Annotated in this window: 14 protein-coding genes, 1 other RNA gene and 1 pseudogene; 11 read left to right on the top strand and 5 right to left on the bottom strand. The window is 65.4% G+C overall.

Features of this window, described 5'->3' with window-relative positions:
* The first annotated feature begins 13 nt into the window (after window positions 1-13).
* The 6 genes from ASF90_RS00410 (at window position 14) to ASF90_RS00385 (ending at window position 6,419) form a co-directional block, all read left to right on the top strand.
* Window positions 14-856 (top strand): Wzz/FepE/Etk N-terminal domain-containing protein, encoded by an 843-nt coding sequence (locus ASF90_RS00410; RefSeq protein WP_055844384.1) that lies wholly within the window; start codon window positions 14-16, stop codon window positions 854-856.
* Window positions 857-1,275: 419 nt separating this feature from the next.
* Window positions 1,276-2,118 (top strand): class I SAM-dependent methyltransferase, encoded by an 843-nt coding sequence (locus ASF90_RS00405; protein WP_055844381.1) that lies wholly within the window; start codon window positions 1,276-1,278, stop codon window positions 2,116-2,118.
* Between the two features lie 12 nt (window positions 2,119-2,130).
* On the top strand, window positions 2,131-3,348 hold the full coding sequence (locus ASF90_RS00400; protein ID WP_193552569.1) for an amidohydrolase family protein: 1,218 nt from the start codon (window positions 2,131-2,133) through the stop codon (window positions 3,346-3,348).
* On the top strand, window positions 3,345-4,043 hold the full coding sequence (locus ASF90_RS00395) for a methyltransferase domain-containing protein (protein ID WP_055844375.1): 699 nt from the start codon (window positions 3,345-3,347) through the stop codon (window positions 4,041-4,043). Before ASF90_RS00400 ends, ASF90_RS00395 begins: the two co-directional genes overlap by 4 nt.
* A 127-nt stretch (window positions 4,044-4,170) precedes the next feature.
* On the top strand, window positions 4,171-5,301 hold the full coding sequence (locus tag ASF90_RS00390) for a glycosyltransferase family 4 protein (protein WP_055844372.1): 1,131 nt from the start codon (window positions 4,171-4,173) through the stop codon (window positions 5,299-5,301).
* A complete protein-coding gene (locus ASF90_RS00385) occupies window positions 5,298-6,419 on the top strand; it encodes a glycosyltransferase family 4 protein (protein ID WP_055844370.1) in 1,122 nt (373 codons plus the stop codon). Before ASF90_RS00390 ends, ASF90_RS00385 begins: the two co-directional genes overlap by 4 nt.
* 365 nt (window positions 6,420-6,784) lie before the next feature.
* Here the strand turns inward: ASF90_RS00385 and ASF90_RS00380 are convergent, their stop codons facing one another.
* Both ASF90_RS00380 and ASF90_RS00375 read right to left on the bottom strand, forming a co-directional pair.
* Window positions 6,785-7,999 (bottom strand): nucleotidyltransferase family protein, encoded by a 1,215-nt coding sequence (locus ASF90_RS00380; protein WP_055844367.1) that lies wholly within the window; start codon window positions 7,997-7,999, stop codon window positions 6,785-6,787.
* Between the two features lie 161 nt (window positions 8,000-8,160).
* Window positions 8,161-9,715, bottom strand: a pseudogene (locus ASF90_RS00375) (radical SAM protein).
* 156 nt (window positions 9,716-9,871) lie between these two features.
* On the opposite strand from ASF90_RS00375, the gene ASF90_RS00370 reads away from it, so the two are divergent.
* Together ASF90_RS00370 and ASF90_RS00365 are read left to right on the top strand one after the other, a co-directional pair.
* Complete coding sequence (locus ASF90_RS00370; protein ID WP_055844364.1) at window positions 9,872-10,942, top strand: hypothetical protein; 1,071 nt, start codon at window positions 9,872-9,874, stop codon at window positions 10,940-10,942.
* 78 nt (window positions 10,943-11,020) lie between these two features.
* A complete protein-coding gene (locus tag ASF90_RS00365) occupies window positions 11,021-12,748 on the top strand; it encodes an ABC transporter ATP-binding protein (RefSeq protein ID WP_055846148.1) in 1,728 nt (575 codons plus the stop codon).
* A gap of 45 nt (window positions 12,749-12,793) precedes the next feature.
* Here ASF90_RS00365 and ASF90_RS00360 read toward each other — a convergent pair whose 3' ends face one another.
* Window positions 12,794-14,191, bottom strand: a complete 1,398-nt coding sequence (locus tag ASF90_RS00360) for an MFS transporter (protein WP_193552570.1) — start codon at window positions 14,189-14,191, stop codon at window positions 12,794-12,796.
* Window positions 14,192-14,400: 209 nt separating this feature from the next.
* Between ASF90_RS00360 and ASF90_RS21065 the strand changes: the two genes are divergently transcribed.
* The 3 genes from ASF90_RS21065 (at window position 14,401) to ASF90_RS00350 (ending at window position 16,180) form a co-directional block, all read left to right on the top strand.
* Window positions 14,401-14,476, top strand: a non-coding RNA gene (locus ASF90_RS21065) — sX9 sRNA.
* 141 nt (window positions 14,477-14,617) lie between these two features.
* Entirely contained in the window at window positions 14,618-15,619 is a 1,002-nt protein-coding gene (locus ASF90_RS00355) for an LLM class flavin-dependent oxidoreductase (RefSeq protein ID WP_055844361.1), read from the top strand.
* Window positions 15,620-15,679: 60 nt separating this feature from the next.
* A complete protein-coding gene (locus ASF90_RS00350; RefSeq protein WP_055844359.1) occupies window positions 15,680-16,180 on the top strand; it encodes a pyridoxamine 5'-phosphate oxidase family protein in 501 nt (166 codons plus the stop codon).
* A gap of 423 nt (window positions 16,181-16,603) precedes the next feature.
* On the opposite strand, the gene ASF90_RS00345 is transcribed toward ASF90_RS00350, so the two are convergent.
* Together ASF90_RS00345 and ASF90_RS00340 are read right to left on the bottom strand one after the other, a co-directional pair.
* Complete coding sequence (locus ASF90_RS00345; RefSeq protein ID WP_055844356.1) at window positions 16,604-17,275, bottom strand: exopolysaccharide biosynthesis protein; 672 nt, start codon at window positions 17,273-17,275, stop codon at window positions 16,604-16,606.
* Window positions 17,259-18,599, bottom strand: a complete 1,341-nt coding sequence (locus ASF90_RS00340) for a hemolysin family protein (protein ID WP_055844353.1) — start codon at window positions 18,597-18,599, stop codon at window positions 17,259-17,261. The genes ASF90_RS00345 and ASF90_RS00340 overlap by 17 nt, the downstream gene beginning before the upstream one ends.
* Window positions 18,600-18,865: the final 266 nt, after the last annotated feature.

The following is an 18,865-nucleotide window of genomic DNA, read 5'->3' as shown; positions in this document are numbered from 1 at the left end:
GAGCCTGCGTACCATGAATCAACACGACGAAATCTATCTGATCGATCTGTGGCGCATCCTGCGACGCGAATGGCGCTGGGCGCTGGCTGCGTTGGTGCTGGTGCTGGGCATGACGTTCGTCTTCCTGCGCGTGGCAAAGCCGCAATGGGACGCCACCGCGTGGATCCAGGTGGGCGAGATCGGCCCCACGCCTGCCGGCCGCGACCCCAAGGTTGAGCCGTTCCAGCGGGTGATCGATCGCATGAAGACGCGGCTGTTTCAGGACGCTGTCCTGCACCAGGCCGGGGTGCCGCTCAAGAGCCGTGCCGCGCAGCTGTATCGCGGTAGCCTGAAGCCGGATCCGGACCCATACGCCAATCTCATCGGTGTGACTATTCGTGGCGAGTCGGCGCAGCAGGCGCGCACGTTGGCGATGGCCACCGTTACTGCATTACAGAGCTTGCATGGCGACACCAATACCGCTGCGCTCGCGCTTGCACGTACTCGCCTGCAGGGGCTTGACGAGGATCTGCGCGTTGCCATGCTCAATCGCGAGCAGCTGCAACAGCAACTGCAAGCCGGCACCGCAGCAAGTCCGGCGCAGGTGCTGGCCGGAGTGTTGCTGACCGAAAACACCACCACCATCCGCGCGATCAAGACCGAGCGCGACGATCTGATTGCGCGGCTGACCGCGCGTTACACCTATCAAACCTCATTGGCGTGGCCGTTGTATGCGCCAGAGCAGCGGGCGTTTCCGAATGCGGCGATGGTCTGGGCGGTCGGTTTGCTCGGTGGAGCGGGCTTTGGCGTGCTGGTGGCAGTGGTGCGCAATGCCTGGCGTCGCCGCCGTGCTGAAGGCGCCGGTGCCATCGCTTAAGAGCTAGCAAAAGCGACTGCACGCACCGGCATGCAGCCGCAGCCGCATGGCGGTGCGGCATGGACCACGCGTCCGCTCCGGCGTTGGGTGCGCCGTGCCAGACTACTCCCAAAGTTTTATTAGCCGCTCCATGACGAGCGCTCGCCGCCGTCCACTGCGCGTGCGTCAGAAGTGGCGGGCCGATCCTTGATAGCGCCGTTGGCACGTGTAGGCGTGGCATGGCGTGATTGATACGCGCAGCGCTGCCAGCGGCCTTCTGTCAACGCTGAATCTGTCGCTAGTCCTGCTCGCGCGCGCGGTCGGACTGCAACCAAACCGACTAGTGCTGGCACTCACGGGTCTATCAAGCGATACCGCGTTGGCGGTGCCGCGTCTGGAGAGTGTCGTGAAATCAGCAGGACGGGTTGGGGAGGCGATGCATGTCAGTGGTCAGTGAGCATGCCGCGCGCGGCGGGACGGTCGCGCCGGAGCAGTTGCTGGAGACGCAGCGCGCGTTCGACAGCGTCGCCCCCGATTACGACGGTCCGCGCGGCAACAACGCGCTGATCCAGCGCATGCGCACCACGCTGTGGGACACGGTGGCCGCAGAGTTGCCGGTCGGCTCGCGCTTGGTGGATCTGGGCTGCGGTACCGGTCTGGATGCAGGCGAGTTCGCGCGCCGCGGCTACAACGTGCTGGCCACCGATTGGTCGCCGGCCATGATCGAGCGCACCCGCCACCGCGCGGTGGCGCAGGGTCTGGAGGAGCGTCTGGCGGCCGCGCATGTGGGCATCCAACAGCTCGATCAGCTGGAGGGCACCTTCGATGGCATGTATTCCAACTTCGGCCCGCTCAATTGCGCGCCGGATCTGCCGGCGGTGGCCGCAGAATGCGCGCGTCTGCTGCGTGCTGACGGCTGCCTGGTGTTTTCGGTGATCGGGCGCATCTGCCCCTGGGAAATCGGCCATTACGCCTTGCGCGGGCGCTTCAAGCGCGCGGCGGTGCGAGCAGCAAAGGGCGCAACCGCGGTGGGCATGAACGGCCACACCATCTGGACCTGGTACCACCTGCCGCGCGAGTTCTATCGCGCGTTCGAAAAGCACTTCGTGCTGGACAGCTACCGTGCCCTGAGCCTGTTCCTTCCGCCGCCGTATCTGGTCGATTTTTGCGAGCGCCATCCGCGCGTCTCCGAGCGCCTGGGTCGGCTGGACGACCGTTTCGGTGGGTTGCCGCTGCTGCGCGACATGGGCGATCACTTCCTGATCGTGATGCGCAAACGCTGAGTGGAGATGCCGATGTCCATGGCCGATGTCTGTCTGCAGGGCGCGCGATCGATCACACTCGCGGGCCCGTCGCGCGCAGCGGTGAACCTGCGCGCGGGCCGCTTCGGTGGCACGCTGGGCACCGGGACCTTGCGTCTGGAACTGCAGGGGCATGTGCTGGCGCCGGGCCTGATCAACGCGCACGAGCACTTGCAGGTGAACTGTGTGCCGCCGCTGCCGCAGGGTGCGCCGTTCGCCAACAGCTACGCATGGATCGAAGCGTTTCAGGCGCACTTTCAACATCCGGAAGTGGCTGCGGCATTGCGCGTGCCCAAAGCGGTGCGCTTGCGCCATGGCGGCCTGAAGAATCTGCTCGCCGGCGTGACCTGCGTGGCGCAGCACGACCCCTGGCATGCCACGCTGGATGAGGTCGATTTTCCGGTCAGCGTGCTGCACGAATTCGGTTGGAGTTATGCATTGGGTTGGACCGGCTACGGTCCGCCGGTGCAGGGCAGCTTTGCGGCAACGCCGGCGGCGCACCCGTGGATGATCCATCTGGCCGAAGGCACCGACGCAGTGGCGCGTGCCGAGCTCGACGATCTGGATAGGCTCGGTTGCCTGGCGTCCAACACGGTACTGATCCACGGCGTTGGCATGGGCGAGCAGGATATCGAGCGGGTGATCGCGCGTGGCGCGGCGGTGGTGTGGTGCCCGTCGAGCAATCTGGCGCTGCTGGGGCGCACGCTCGATCCATGGCGGTTGTGCATGGCCGGGCGGCTGGCGCTGGGCAACGATTCGCGCGTCAGTGGCGCGCGCGATCTGCTCGAAGAACTGCGGATCGCCGCCCGCAGCGGGCTGGCGCCGGACCTGCTGTTGGGCCTGGCGACCGAGCAATCGGCACGCATTCTGCGCATGCCAACACGTGGACGCATCGCGCCTGGCGCTGCTGCGGATCTGGTGATCGTGCGCGACCGCGGGGGCGAGCCTGCCAGCAGCGTGATTGGCTGCGAACGCAGCGAGTTGCGTGCGGTGATTCGCGATGGCAAACCACGCATCGCCGATCCGGATTTTGCGTCGTGGTTCGACGCCGCCGGCATCCAGACCGTTCCGGTGGTGCTGGATGGACGCCCCAAATTGCTGGACGCCACATTGGCCGACCCGGCAGTACTAGCGCTCGAACCCGGCCTGCAACGGGTGCAGGACCTCCAGCAAGCGTCGAGCGCAATGGCAGCGATGGGCGTCGCGTCGTGAGCGCGGTTCCGGTACTCGAACCTGACGCAGCGTATGCGTTGTGGGCCCAGGCGTATCCGCCGCACGCGCACAACCCGGTGATGCAGGCCGAAGAGCGCGCGATGCTTGGCTTGATGCCCGCTACCTTGCAAAACCAGCATGTCGTGGATGCCGGCTGCGGCAGTGGCCGCTACATGCTGCATGCGTTACGCCGTGGCGCACGCCATGTCACTGGTGTCGATCTGTCGCCGCAGATGCTCGCGCGCGCCCAAACCGAACTGTCGCAGCATTGGCCAGCTGCGCGGGTGCAGCTGCAGCAGGGCAGTCTGGACCAGTTGCCGCTTGCCGATGCGGTTGCCGACCTCAGTGTGTGCGGCCTAGTGGTCGGGCACCTGCAGCGGCTGTGGCCGGCGCTGGAAGAATTGCATCGCATCACCCGCATCGGCGGCATCGTGTTGTGCAGCGACGTGCATCCCATCGGCCATGCATTGGGTTGGCGCCGCGATTTCAAGGCCGATGGCCAGCACTATGCGGTGCGCCACACCCAGCATCTGTACAGCCATTGGCATTCGGCATGCGTGGCCTTGGGCTTCGCGATCGAAGCGGTCGCCGAGCCGATGCTGGACCCGGCCGATATCCCCGCTGGCGCGCGCTTCGACCAGGCGGCGCTGCAGGTACCTGTGGCGCTGGTGCTGCGGCTGCGGCGTCTCGCGTGAGCGTCGCGCCGGGGCTGTCCCTCCGCAATACGCGTGGCATAGGACCTCAGCAGGATCTGCTGTGGTGCTGCGTGGAGGGCGGCGACGTTCACTCCGCACAGCGCGCCAGCCCAGCGGCGATCGCACCGTGACACGACATGTCGCACAGCTCAATCTGGTGCCGACGCCGGCCGGCCTGAGCGCCGACCAGGTGTTTGTGCAATGGCCTTCGCTTGCCGACATTGCTGAGGCGGTGGCCAGCGTAGATGTACGCGTTTCGGTGATCCAGGCCTCTGCGTTGAACGCGCGTATCGCACGGCAGGGCGTGGACTATCGCTTTGTCGATCTTGGCTTGCGCGGAAGCGCCGCGCGTGCAACCACGTTGTCGGTGCTCTTGCGCGAGATCGACGCCGACGTGATCCATGTGCATGGCCTGGAATTCGCCGGTGATGCGCGCAGGCTTGCGCGCCTTCTGCCGAATGTGCCGATCCTGCTGCAGGATCATGCCAATCGCTCGCCGCGGTGGTGGAGTAGGGCGGTGTGGCGGGCTCGCTATCGCGCCGCTGCCGGCATCGCGTTTACCTCGTTGGACATGGCGCAGCCGTTTCTGCGCGCGCGTCTGTTTCAACGCCGCACGCAGCTGTTTGCGATTCCCGAATCCAGCAGCCGCTTTGTGCCGGGCGATCGCCTGCTGGCACGCGAGCACACGCAGCTGCATGGCGACCCATGTGTGCTATGGGTGGGCCATCTGAGCGCAGCCAAGGACCCGCTGTGCGTGCTCGATGCGGTTGCCAGGGCGGCGCGCCTGTTGCCCGGTCTGCGGCTGTGGTGCGTGTTCGACCAGGCGCCCTTGCTGGAACAGGTGCAGCAGCGGCTGCGCGACGATGCGCGTCTGGCGGGGTGCGTGCAGCTGTTGGGCAAGGTCGAGCATGCGCGCGTGCAGACGCTGTTGCAGGCGAGCGATGTCTTCGTGTCCGCCAGCCATGCCGAAAGTTGCGGCTATGCCGCGCTGGAAGCCTATGCCTGCGGCGCCCTGCCGTTATTGACCGATATTCCGGCCTTCCGTGCACTCAGTGATGACGGCGCGGTCGGTGAACTCTGGCCGGTGGGTGATGCCAGCGCATTGTCGGAATTGTTGTTGCGCGCAGCGCGGCAGCGGCCCAGCCGTGCGCAGGTGCGGGCGCACTTCGATGCGCGGCTGTCGTTCGCGGCAGTGGGGCAGCGCTGGGCGCAGGCGTATGCGAGCCTGCTGAAACCACTGCGAGCGCACACGCGATGAAGTTGGCGCTGGTGGTACCGGGCGGGGTGGATCGCAGCGGCGATGTGCGAGTGATTCCGGTGTTTCTGACTTTAATCGAATGGCTGGCACGCAGCCACGAAGTGCACGTGTTCGTGCTGCATCAGGAACCCTTGCCCGATAGCTGGATGCTGCGCGGTGCCAAGGTGCACAACATCGGCGCGCGACGCACGCGCCTGCGTGCCATCGGCGCCATTGTCGAAGAACATCGGCGTGCGCCGTTTGCGGTGATCCAGGCAATCTTTTCCGGCTATTGCAGCCTGATCGCGGTGAGTGCGGCAAGGCTGCTGCGACGTCCCAGCGTGGTGCATATCGCCGGCGGTGAGCTGGTCGCGCTGGATGCCATCGGTTATGGCGGCCGGCGGCGGTGGCGCGGACGCCTGCGCGAAGCGGTGATCCTGCGCTTGGCCGATCGTGTTACCGCTGCCAGCGCGCCGATCATTGATTCGTTGCAAGCGCTCGGTATCGGTGCGCAGCGCGTGCCGTTAGGGGTGGATTTGCGTGCCTGGCAGCCCGTCCCACCGCGCCCGCGCGAAGGCGCGGTTGCACGTTTGCTGCACGTGGCCAGCCTCAATCTGGTCAAGGACCAGAGCACCTTGCTGCGCGCGATGGCCGCACTCAAACGGGCCGGTGTGGCTTTTACGCTGGACATGGTCGGTGTCGACACGCTGGACGGTGCCATGCAGCACCTAGTGCAGCAGCTGGGCCTGCAGGAGCAGGTGCGTTTTCTGGGTTTCAAAACCCAGCGCGAGTTGCGCCCGATCATGCTGGCGGCCGATCTGCTGGTGATGTCGTCCCTGCACGAAGCCGGGCCGATGGTGCTGCTGGAAGCGGCCGTGGCCGGTGTTCCGACCGTCGGTACGGCCGTCGGGCATTTAGTGGAATGGGCGCCGATCTCAGCGCTGGCGGTGCCGCCAGGCGATTGGGCGGGCATGGCCGAGGCGATCCGGCAAGTGCTCGGCGACGACGAGTTGCGTTTGCGTCTGGCATGGGCGGCGCAGTGCCGCGCGGTGCGCGAAGACGCGGCCATGACCACGCGTCTGTTCGAGCAGATCTACCGTCAGTTATGCGAGCGCCGGCCGCTGGGCCCAACAAAGTAGAGCGACCCCCAAACCTACTGCGCAGCTACCAGGCGGGTAAAGCTGGTACTCGGTTCGGCATATGGCACGCGTGCACGGCGGTGCTGCGCGCGCCGCCCATATCCACCTGGCGACTGCTCGCCACGTTGCTTTGATCGCGCTCGAGGGCGCGATTCAACGACACATCGGGCGCAGCCAGTACGCACGATGTAGTCCAGAGGCAATGTAGCGTGGCTAAGCACGAAGCATCCACTGATTGCTGCTTTGGTCAGCCAATTTGAACGCGGCGATCAACGCAGCATGCAAGGCCGGGGTGTCGGCGCATGTTCCGCGCCAACGCAGACATCAGACGCAAGCACGGCATTCCACAGGACACCAATGCAGCCTTATGCAGGCTGCAGATATCCATCGAGCGCGGCACGCACCACATACAGCATGTCGGTGCGCGGGACAGGCCGGGTCAGCCTAGTCATCAGACGACGTGCCTGGGTCTGGCGCACCCACGGCTGGCCCTGCAGCCACAACTGCGTCTGCAACATGTCGGCCCGCTCTTTGCGGCTCTCTTCCGACGGCACTACGCGTTGTCGCAGATACTGGCGCGCTTCACGCAGCGAACCCGACCACTCGATGCCGGGTAGTGCAGACAACCACAAGTTCGAGCACGAGGCGGTGGTGAGCGTTTGCCGCGCGGCGCGCATGCGCAGCAGTCGCGGACACTGCGCATGCAGGCGCGCCATCACCGTCGCTGGCACCACTGCGCGGTAGTAGCGCTGCAACAACAACAACGGCGGCAGTGCCCACCATGGCGAGATCGCCGGGTCTTCCCACAGCTCCTGCCAATCGCGTGGCCCCATGCGCGTGGCCAACAATGCCAGATCGTGCAGATGCATCAGCCGGATGCTGCGATGGCAGATGCCGCCAGCGGCATGCAGCAGCAGGTGACGCATCAAGGCGCCGATGGAGGGATACGGGTTCAGTCCCGGCTGCGCGCGCTCCGGCCAGACCAGCGCAGTGATGTCCACGCTACGCACCGGCAGGCGTTCCTGGATGCGCGTATGCAGCTCAATGTTGATCGGTGAGTCGCGGTGCTCGCCCAGGCCCGCAACGGCATCGCCCTGCAGCGGTTTGAACACCTGGTGCTTCCATTGTTCGAACGACGCCACATAGCCAAGTTCGCACAGCAGCGCTGCCGCCGCAGCCGCGTCCTCTGGCTGCACCAGCAAGTCGATGTCGGCCATCGGACGATCGCCGGGCAGATACACGCCAAGCCGATGCAAGGCGCTGCCCTTCAGTCCCACCAGCGCAATGCCGGCGCTGCGTGCAGCCGCGTCGATCTGCGTCAGCAGCAGCGCGATACGTCGGTGCCGGTCTTCGACATGGCTGCGCTGCTCGCTCAGGAAGGCCGTCCATTCGGCGTTCTGCCACAACGAGCGCCGCTGCAGCAACGGCGACACGCCATGCGCCGCCGCCGCCGCCGCGGCCAGCTGCCACTGCAGCCGGTCCCACTGCGGCGCGTTGTCGCCAGGCTGCGCCAGCTCGCGCGCCAGCTGCTCGGTGGCAGTGTGCAGGCCATGTCTGATGGTGCGAAGCGAAGGCTGCATGCAGGTGATCCGGAGAGTCGAACAGGTTGGCGAACGGGATAGCGATGCTGATTGTTGGTGGTGTTGCTGGCAGGGCGTGACGCCATTGCAGCAGTGCTGCAATGGGGCTTCCGTGCATACCGCATGATGGTGATCGGGCGGCCGCTTGCTGCCGTGTTTGATCAGCCCACCAGCAGCGTTTCCAGCTGCCGTGGCTGCCGCGTCGCCAGGGTGGCAAGCGGCTCGGTGCGGTGGAGATGTTCCGATGCGATCAGTGCGGCCCAACGCGCTTCCAGTTGCTCTGACGCTTGCGAAAGGGCGTCGGCCGTCATCGTTGCGCGCGCCTGTTGCAGGTCGACCTGGGTATGCAGCAGGTTGCGCACGCTGCGGTAGAACTCCGAGTCGTAGGCACCATGGAACATCATGGCCAGGTCGTCGCTGTCCTGCCAATGCGTCTTGCCGCCCAACTGGTTCTTCACTTCTTCATAGAACTTGGTGCCGGGCAGGGGATACGACACGCTGACGCCGATGATGTCCGGGTTGGCCTGTGTCACCAGTGCGCGCGTGGCCAGAATGTCCTCGAGCTCTTCGCCCAGATACCCCAACTGGATGAAGAAGCCCACGCGGATGCCATGTGCGCCCAGCCGTTCGCGTGCTGCGATCACTTCGGCCACCTGCGTGCCTTTGGTCATCTTGTCCAGGATGCGCTGGCTGCCGCTTTCCGCGCCGATCCAGGCCTCCGCGCAACCGGCACGCGCTAGGGCGGCCGCCATGCGTTCGCTGGCCAGATCGGCACGGGTCTGGATGGTGAAGGGAATCGCGCCGTCGTCCTCGCTCAAACGCTGCGCAAACGTCTCGACCCAATCGATATGGAAGCCGAAGATATCGTCGGCCATCCACAGATGGTCGGGCTGGAAGTTGCGTTTGAGATGGATCATCTCTGCGGCCACATCTTCGGCGCCGCGGCGTTTGTAATGGTTGCCCCAGATCGGTTTGGCGCACCAGTTGCAGCGGAACGGGCAGCCGCGCGAGGCCGCCATGTTCAAGCTGAAATAGCCATGCCGTTGCTGCCAGAACTGCCGATAGCGCGGCATGTCGACCAGGTCCCAGGCAGGCAGCCCGCTCAAACGCGCATCCGGTGGCTGCGCACCGGGATGTGTGCGGACTGCTGCAGGGTCGCTGGTAGCAATGCGTGCAACGCCCGCCAGCCAGGCCTGGTCATCGATCTGCGGATTGGCCTCGACGCGTTCGATCAGTTCGATTAACGGCGCGATGCCTTCACCGATCAAGGTCGCATGTGCACCGGCGGCCAGAAACACGTCTGGGTTGTCGGAGGCATCCGAGCCCGCTACCAGCACCCGGCAACCGGCGGCGCGCGCCTGCCCGATCATGTGGCAGGCGGCCTCGCGCATCCGGCTCAGGCACATCTTGGTGAGAAAATTGAAGTTGTCTTCGTAGAACACCACCAGGTCCGGCTGCGCCTCATGTAGCGCGCCGGCATAGTCCTCCACGTCGTCGGCCAGCATGGCGTCGAACAGGCTCAGCGCATGCCCACGCTCGCGCAGCAATGCGGCAATCTGCAGGGTGGCCAACGGCGGATACGGCTTGCCGCGCTCCCATTGTTTTGGGTCGTAACGCAAGAAATACGAATGACTGACCTGGATCTTTAGCATCTGCACAAGGCTCTCGTTCTGTCGCCAGATGACGCGCAGCGGTGGCGTGCGCAGACACCGGCATTCGGCTCGGCAGTAGGTGCGCACGCAGGCGCCTTTGGTTGCGCTGTTGCGATGCGTCGCAGCGTCGATGGAAGGCGGCGGTACATCGCATTCGGCGATGCAACCTTTCTTAGGCGAATCAGCACACACCGGCTGATCGATGCAATGGATGACAGGCATGCCGCAGTCGGCTGCGTTGGCGCAACACACGCCGGTGAGCGAACGCGCATGCGTGGTTCCGCCGAACACTTTTGCACCGGACACTCTCGCGGCAGACCCGTTCGGTGAGCAGCGTGCGCGTCGTTTCAGCGTACAGCGGCAGATTCTCGGCGCGCTCTTCCACTTTCACAGCGATAGCGAAGCCTTGCTGGCGTTGGTCGATGCCGCCTACGCGGGCCTGCCGGCGCACTGCCTGCCTGCCGCGCCGCAGTTTCATCTCACCCTGGATCTGGTGCCACGCGCGCCGGGCGCCATGGTCGATACGCCGCCGCCGGTGCGCACGCATGCGGTTGGCGGGCTGGTGTGTGGCGTCATGGATGCCTGCAATTACCTGATGCTCTCGGTACCAGAGCGCCGCGCGATGCTGGTGGTGTCCGAAGACATGCTGGCGCATGCCTATCACGTGCGCTATGAACTCATCGAATTTGCGGTGTTCCTGCTTGCCGCGCGTGGCATCGGGCTGGTGCCCTTGCATGGTGCCTGCGTGGGCCGGCACGGTCGCTGTGTGCTGTTGCTTGGCGCCAGCGGTGCGGGCAAATCCACGCTAGCGCTGCACAGTCTGCTGCATGGCCTGGAGTTCATCGCCGAAGACGGCGTGTTCGTGGCGCCGGAGAGTCTGCTGACCACCGGGGTTGCAAACTTTCTGCATCTCCGGCCGGAATCGCTCGGCCTGCTCGATGCGCACACGCGCGCATGGATCGGCGCAGCGCCCACCATTCGTCGCCGCAGCGGTGTGGAAAAGTACGAGGTCGATATTCGCCACGGTCATGCCACCCTTGCGCCCACGCCGTTGCAGCTAAGCGCGGTATTGATGCTGTCCAGCCAGTCTGCCGATGCCTCCGCACCGGGCCTGGTGCCGGTGCCGGTCACGCAGATTGCCGAATCCCTGGCGCGCGACCAGCCATACGCTGCTGGTCAGCCCGGCTGGCAGCGGTTTGTCGCGCAGGTGCAGCGGGTCGGGATGTTTACCCTGCGTCGCGGCGCGCATCCGCACGCCTCGGTCGAGGCAGTGCTGCGGGTGTTGCGATGACGGCCTGCACGATCGAAAGCGCGTGCAATGCGCTGGATGGCAAGCGCCGAACGGCACGGCATGCGCACGGCGGCGCCGATGCATAAGCCCGCACACAGCGGCCGGAATCAGGCAGCGCTACGCAGCTTCATCGACACGCTGGTGCCCGCCGACCTGCCGGCTGTCGGGTTGTACGTCGCGCTATCGCTGGCGGCCGCGTGCGTCGGCAGTATCGTTGCAGTGTGCCTGGTGCCGCTAGTGCAACCCGGTCACAGCGTGCAGTTGGCCGGCTACCAACTCGCATTGCCGGGTGGCCTGCCGACGCAGGCGAGCCTGTTCGTGGTGGTGAGCCTGTTGTTCGCCGCGCTGCGCTGGTGCGGGGCGCGCCTGGCCGCACGCCTGACCAGCCGCTATGCAGTGGGCCTGCGTCGGCGCGTGCATGCCGCCTTGATCGATGCGCCGTTGCCGGCACTGGCTGGCGCCAGCTCGGCCGAAATCGCCAACGTGCTCACCTACAACATCGAGATCGCAACGCAAGGCTTCAGCGCGGTGCTGCAGTTGCTGGTGGCAGGCATCACTGCAGTGGTCAGCGTGTGCATCGCGGTGTTGATCGCACCTGCGCTGCTGTTTGCCACGCCGTTGTTGTTGGTGCTGGCCTGGCTGGGTGTGCGGCTGTCCAGCAGCGATGCGCAGGCACGCATCAGTCGCGACTATGTGGCCGACATGACGCAGCTGTTCTGGTTGAGCGAGGATTTTCCGCGTCGCCTGCGCCATGTGCGCTCGTTTCAGCGCGAAGAGGTCGAAGCAAAGCACTACGAACGCATTTCAACGCGGTTGGGGCAGGGCTACGCGCAGCAACAGGAACTGGTGGCCAGCAGTCGGTTGGTCCTGGAACTCACCGCTGTAGCCGCAATTGCCGGCATCCTGGTGCTGGCCAATCTATGGCAAGGCGCCGACCGCGCCGCGCTGATCACCGTCAGTCTGCTGCTTGGTCGCTTGCTGCCGTATCTGGTGACGACGCGGCAGAGCGTGCAGCAATTACGTTCTGCGTGGCCGGCGCTGCAGTTGTGGCGGCGCCATGTGGATCTGGGTGCACCGCGCATGCAGGCATCGGCCGACGCAGCGCAGCCATTGCCGGCCGCGTTACATGTCGAGCGCATCGAATTGGCGGCGCCGCTGCCCGCGCTGGATATCGGCCCGCTGTTGCTGGTGCCCGGCGAGATGACCCTGATCGTCGGGCCTTCCGGCGTCGGCAAGAGCAGCTTGATGGACGTGCTCTCCGGGCAGGCGCCGCCGGCAGCGTTCGATGCGCATATGGGCGGGCGTCGGCTGGATTTCACTGCTTACCGGCAACTGATCCGGCACAGCGCCTACATCGGCCAGGGCGTGCGGCCCTGGCAGCGCAGCGTGCGCGATTGCCTGGAGTGGGCGTTGCCGGGCACCACCGAGACCCGCATGTGGCAGGTCCTGGCCGAGGTCGGTTTGCACGCGCGGTTGCAGCGTGACGGCCACGGCTTGCTCACCGCGATCAATGGCCCGGAAAGCCGCCTCTCCGGTGGCGAGTTGCAACGTCTGCTGTTGGCGCAGGTGTTGCTGCGCGCGCCGACCCTGGCGGTGCTGGACGAGGCGACCAGCGCACTCGACGCGCAGGCCGAACATCAGCTGCTGTGCACGTTGCGACAGCGCCTGCCGCACACCGTGCTGGTGGTGGTTTCGCACCGCACCAGCCTGGCCTCGGTGGCCGATCGCACCGTCGCACTTGGACAGACACCGGTTTTGCAGCCGCAGGGCAAGAGCGCGGCCTTGGTAAAACGCCACGGCGCATGACGTGAGCCGCGTGCATCGCCGAGCTGTCATACCACTGCGCAGGCGCTAGCCCGCAATCTCTTCCAGCGCACGATTACGCGTGCGCGGCCCGAACACGGCGATCACGCTCGCCACGATCGACATGCTGATCACGATAAACGTCAGCACGCCATGGCTGCCGACCTGGGCAAGCAGCCAGCCGATCAACACGCTGCTCACCGCCGTCGACAGACGGCTGAACGAGTAGCAAAACCCGACCGCACGCGCCCGCAATCCGGTGGGGAACAGTTCGGCCTGATAACCGTGGTAGGCAAAGCTCATCCAGGCATTGCAGAACGCGATCATCGCCCCGCATAGCACCATGCCGATGGCGTCATGCTGCAGCAAAAACAGCACGCCAAACAGCACCGCGCCCAGCGCCGACGCGGTGATCTGCCACTTGTTTTCCCAGCGCTGCGCAAAGCGCAGCAACAGCAGCGGCGCAAGCGGGTAGGCCAGCGAAATCGCAAACGAATAGCCCAGGCTCTTGGTGACACCGGTGCCTTGCGCTGCAATCAAGGCAGGCAACCAGTTGCCGAAGCCGAAGAAACCGATGGCCTGAAAAATGTGGAACACCACCAACATGCCGATGCGCCCGCGATACGGCGCCCGCCACAAGTCCGACACACGCGCCTGGCTGGCGGGCGCTGCGGCGGCCAGTTGCGGCTCGGGCAACGGCGCGCCGATATCGCGCACGCAGCGCGCTTCCAGTTGATTCAGCACCGCATCCGCTTCGGCATGGCGGCCCTGCGCGGCCAGCCAGCGCGCCGATTCCGGCAAGCGGCTGCGCAACCACCAGATCGCCAACGCAAACACACCGCTCAGCAGCACGACCCAACGCCAGCCGCTCACTCCCAGTGGCGCATGCGGCACCAGCAGCCACGCGGCCAGCGCCACTGCGGGCACCGCCAGAAACTGCACGAAGAAGGCAAACGCGAACGCCGCGCTGCGCATGTGCCGCGGGACCAGCTCGGACAGATAGGTATCGATGGTCACCAGTTCGATGCCCAGCCCGATCCCCACCACAAAGCGCAGCACGATGACCCCGGTGGCCGTGCTCTGCAGGCCCATCGCCACGGTGGCGGCGGTGTACCAGACCAGCGCGAAGGTGAACACCAGGCGGCGGCCGAAGCGGTCAGCGAACGGACTCAACAGCGCGGCGCCGACGAACAGCCCAAGAAACGTCGCTGCGGCGAATGCGGCCTGATCCGACATCCCGAAGACGCCATCGGCACCCTTGGCAAAAATGCCGTCGGCAATCAGCCCCGGGCTGATGTAGGCGGTCTGGAACAGGTCGTACAGTTCGAAGAACCCGCCCAACGCCAGCAGGCCGACCAGCCGCCACAGCGTGGCGCTGGCCGGCAGTCGGTCGATGCGCGCAGAAATCTGAGCGGCACCGGAGTCATGGGCAGGCGGGGCGGTCATGGTCATCGTGGTGTCGCATTGCAAGGCAATCCGCATCATAGCCAGCGGCCTGATCCGGCAGCGCCGGCCCTTCGTCGCGCGGTCGATGGGTTCGCGCCTAGGTCACTGCATCTGCTGCTGCCACGCGGCCCTCTGTCCATAGAGCAGTCGATACAACGACTGTGCAGCCGCCAGGCGGGCGCGGCCGGTGCCCGGTGTCCGGCGGGGGCATGTGCCGCTCGTGCACTCCCGTTCTTGCGCGCCGGCCACACCTGCCTCACGACTGCCTGCGATGGGGTGTCAGCCACTGTTGATGACGCAGGCCGCGCCCCGCACCCGGTGTTCGGCTGCTGGAATGCTGTAATCCCCTCAGCGCCGGACAACCGACTGGCAATGCTGCCTGGGCAGCCCCATCTCTTGGACATCACTTAGTTCCGGAGCCGTCCGATGACGCCCATTTCCGTGCTCGACCTGGCGCCCGTCTGCGAAGGCAGCGACACCACCCACGCCTTCGCCAACATGCTCGATCTGGCGCAACATGCCGAGCGCTGGGGCTATCACCGGTACTGGCTGGCCGAGCACCACAACATGCCGGGCATTGCCAGCGCCGCCACCGCAGTGTTGATCGGCCACGTCGCCGGCGGCACCAAGACCATCCGCGTCGGTTCCGGCGGCATCATGCTGCCCAACCATGCCCCCCTGCAGGTGGCCGAACAGTTCGGCACGCTGGCGTCGCTGTACCCGCAGCGCATCGATCTGGGCCTGGGCCGCGCCCCCGGGACCGATCAACCCACCGCACGCGCCTTGCGCCGCTATTTCGACGGTGCCGACCAGTTCCCGCAGGACGTGGCGGAGTTGCTGCGTTACTTCGCCCCCGCAGTGCCGGGGCAGTTGGTGCAGGCCGTCCCTGGCGCCGGGATCGATGTGCCGGTGTGGCTGCTGGGGTCCAGCCTGTTCAGTGCGCGGCTGGCTGCCGCGATGGGGTTGTCGTTCGCGTTCGCCTCGCACTTTGCGCCCGATGCGATGGACGAAGCGGTGGCGATCTACCGCCGCGAATTTCGCCCGTCCGCGCAGTTGGCCAAGCCGCACGTCATGCTCGCCCTGAACGTAGTGGCTGCCGAGACCGAAGCGCAGGCGCGTCGGTTGTTCACTACCCAGCAGCAGAGTTTCGTCAATCTGCGTCGCGGCAAGCTCAGCAAGATCCCGCCGCCCATCGACGATATCGACAGCTTCTGGCAGCCGCACGAGCGTGTCGGTGTGGAGCGTGCCCTGGCATGCACCGTGCTCGGCGATGCCGACCAGGTTGCGCAGGGCGTGGCTGCCTTTATTGATCGCCACGGCCCGGACGAGTTGTTGTTCACCGCCAACATCTACGATCACGCCGCGCGCCTGCGTTCGTTCGACATCGCGGCAGAAGCGGTCCGCGAGGTGGACGTGACCACTGCGTGATTCACGTCGCTTTGCGCGTCGATCCGCTCAGATGCATGCATCTCCATTGGGAACACACGCATGCAACTTCAGGAACGTAGCGAGAGCATCAAGCAGTTGGCGGAATTGATTCGCGGCGTGGACATTGCGATGTTCACGACCGTCTCGGCGGACGGCAAGCTGGTGAGCCGCCCGCTGGGCACGCAGGAAGTCGAATTCGACGGCGACCTGTGGTTCGCCACCGCCGCCGACAGCCCGAAAGTGGCGGAAATCGCCGCCGACCCACGCGTCAACGTGGCCTACGCTTCGGCATCCAAGAACACCTACGTGTCGGTCGCAGGCACCGCGCGCGTGGTGCACGACCGCGCCAAGATCGATGCGTTGTGGTCGCCGGCAATGAAAGTGTTTTTCCCCGGCGGCAAGGACGACCCCAACCTGCGCTTGATCCATGTACGTGCCGAGTCGGCAGAGTATTGGGACGGCCCCAGCGGCCTGCTGGGCAAGGCGTTGTATTTCGTCATGGCCGCCGTCACCGACGATACCGCCAGCCTCTCGGATAACCGCGTGGTCGATCTGAAGTAAGCAAGACCTGAGGTAAGCGCCAAGCCCTGATCTGAGCACCAGGTCATGACGTAACCGACAAGTCCCGATCTGATGACCAAGGTTTGGCTTTAGTACGACGATCGGGTGTTCTAGACGATCGGTCCTTCTAAAGGCGGCGAAAACCAATCGCCGCACGGGCCGTCTGGGTTCCATATGGCGCAAGGCTTCGCTTACAACGCAAGGTTATCCGCATGGTGCGTACGCGACACCACTGCAACCCAAGCGCTTTAGCCCCTCTCCTGCGGGAGAGGGGTTGGGGTGAGGGTACGTCCGCCAGTAACGTCGACGTTGAACGAACATCCCAACCAGCGTTTGCCAGCGAAAAAGTGTCACCCATTCCAGCGTCAGAAGTGATCCGTCAGCGCCAACAAGCCCAATCCGGCGCGCACCAGACGGTAGAACTCAACGCCACGCCACCGGCCACCACCCACGAATCAAATCCAGCAACTGATCCGAGGTGATGCCGAACACCGCGATCGACACCAGCGCCGCCGCCCAGCCGACCAGCATCAACGCGCCGTCGCGCTCCAGCAAGGCCAGAGCAAACAGCAGCAGGATCAAGCCGAACAGGTAGTTGGTAAACGGGATCGGCAGCGTCAGTAAAATGCCGACCAGCACCAGCAGCAACCCGGTGAACACCTGCGCCGGTATCCGATCGAGCACCCCGTGCAAACGCGGCTTGAGCAGGCGGTCCAACCGCTGCAGCGTCGGCGCCAGTTTCGCCACGAAACGCTGGCTGGTGCGTCGCCGCGGCCCACGGTTGCCGATAAAGGCCGGCACCCACGGCTTGCGCAGGCAGCACATCATCTGCACTCCGATCAGCACCGTCAGCGGCCCGCTAATGCCGCCGGCCACGCCCGGAATCGGGATGAACGACGGCAGGATCGCCAGAAATAAAAACACCCCGAACGCGCTCTGCTGCAGGTCGGCCAGAATCTCGCGCACCCGCAGCACCTGCTCCGGGTCGCCGTCGCTGAAGGCCGCCAACAAACTGCGGATGCCTTCATTGCGGTAGCGCATCTGCTCGCCACCGGAGTCGTCGGATGGCGGCGCGCCGTTATCCGACGATGTCATCGCTGTCCTCGTCGCCGACGCGGCTCAGCAACAGCTTGTCCACGCGCGCACCATCCAGATCCACGATCTCGATGCGCCAGCCGGCCCAATCGAAGAATTCGCCGGCCTGCGGAATGCGCCCGAAGTAGTAAATGCACAGCCCGGCCAACGTGTGGTAATCGCCTTCGTCGGCTTCCGGAAGTTCGGCGCCCAGCACTTCGCGCAATTCTTCCACCGGCAGCGAGCCGTCGATCAGCAGCGAGCCATCCGCACGGGTAATCACCAGTGCGTCTTCGTCGGTGTTTTCCACCGCCTGCAGGCGTCCCACCACTGCGCCCATCAAGTCGCTGATGGTGACCAGTCCGCGGATTTCGCCGTATTCGTCGACCACCAGCGCCATCGATTGCTGTTCTTCGCGAAAGATCTCCAGCAGCTTCATCGCATGCGTGGACTCGGACACGAACAAGGTATCGCGCAGTGCCTGGAACAGGTGCTCGCCATGCCCGCCCAGGCGCGTGACCAGCGATTTGACCTCCAGCACGCCGGCAATGTCCTGGTCGCTGCCGCGATACACCGGGTAACGCGAGAACTCGTGCTCGCGCATCATCTGCAGGTTGCGTTCCGGCTCGGCATTGGCATCCAGCCAGGCGATGCGGTTGCGCGGCGTCATCAGGCTGTCGGCGGTGCGGTCGCCCAGGCGCATCACCCGGTTCATCATGTCGCGCTCGTGCGCGTCGATCACGCCGGCTTCGTGGCTTTCGGCCACCAGCATGCGGATCTCTTCTTCGGTGATCGATGCCGATTCGTCCTTGCCCATGCCCAGCATGCGCAGCACCAACCGCGTGGAGCGCGCCAGCACCCACACCCCGGGCGCGGCGATCTTGGCCAGCCAGGTCATCGGCACCGCGACAAAGCCGGCGATATCTTCGGAATTGCGCAATGCCAGCCGCTTGGGCACCAGCTCGCCGAAGATCAGCGTCAGAAAGGTGATCAGCGCCACCGCCAGCGTGCTGCCGATCACCACCGAATACGGTTTGGGATCGCCGACCAGCGAGAAGGTGGCCGACAGCGCAGGGAAGGCCAGCTGCAGCCGCTCGCCGATGGCCTCGCCGATGGCTTCGCCGCCGAACAGGCCGGTCAGGATGCCGATCGAGGTGATACCGATCTGGACCGTGGACAGGAAGTTCTCGGGGCTCTCGGCCAAGGCCAGCGCCCGCGCGGCGCGCTTGCTGGAGCCGGCCATCTGCTTCAGGCGGCTCTTGCGCGAGGTCATCAACGACATCTCCGACATGGCGAAGAAGCCGTTCAACACGATCAGCGCGATGACGATCAGAAACTCAACCACGGGCGTCTTCCCCGGTCAGTGAAGGGGAGGGCGGGCAAGCGCGGGGTTGGCCGGCGCGCACAGGGGCGGGGCGGCAACGGGGAAATATAGGGTCGTCTTCCATAGGATGCGCCCGAAAGCGCGGAGGCATGTTAGCAAATTACAGGGTGATTCGAGCCGGGAAATGCCGATGTGAAGGCCGTGCGCGGCGCCGAGATACCCAGACAGGTCATGGAACGGTCATAATTCGTCCTTGTCGCCCGTCTCTCCCTCGACGGCAGGAAGTT

Origin of the sequence: Xanthomonas sp. Leaf148, assembly GCF_001423585.1 — a bacterium.
Taxonomy (GTDB): Bacteria; Pseudomonadota; Gammaproteobacteria; order Xanthomonadales; family Xanthomonadaceae; genus Xanthomonas.
The sequence above is the reverse complement of the archived record's forward strand: the minus strand, read 5'-3'. Positions and strand labels throughout refer to the sequence as shown.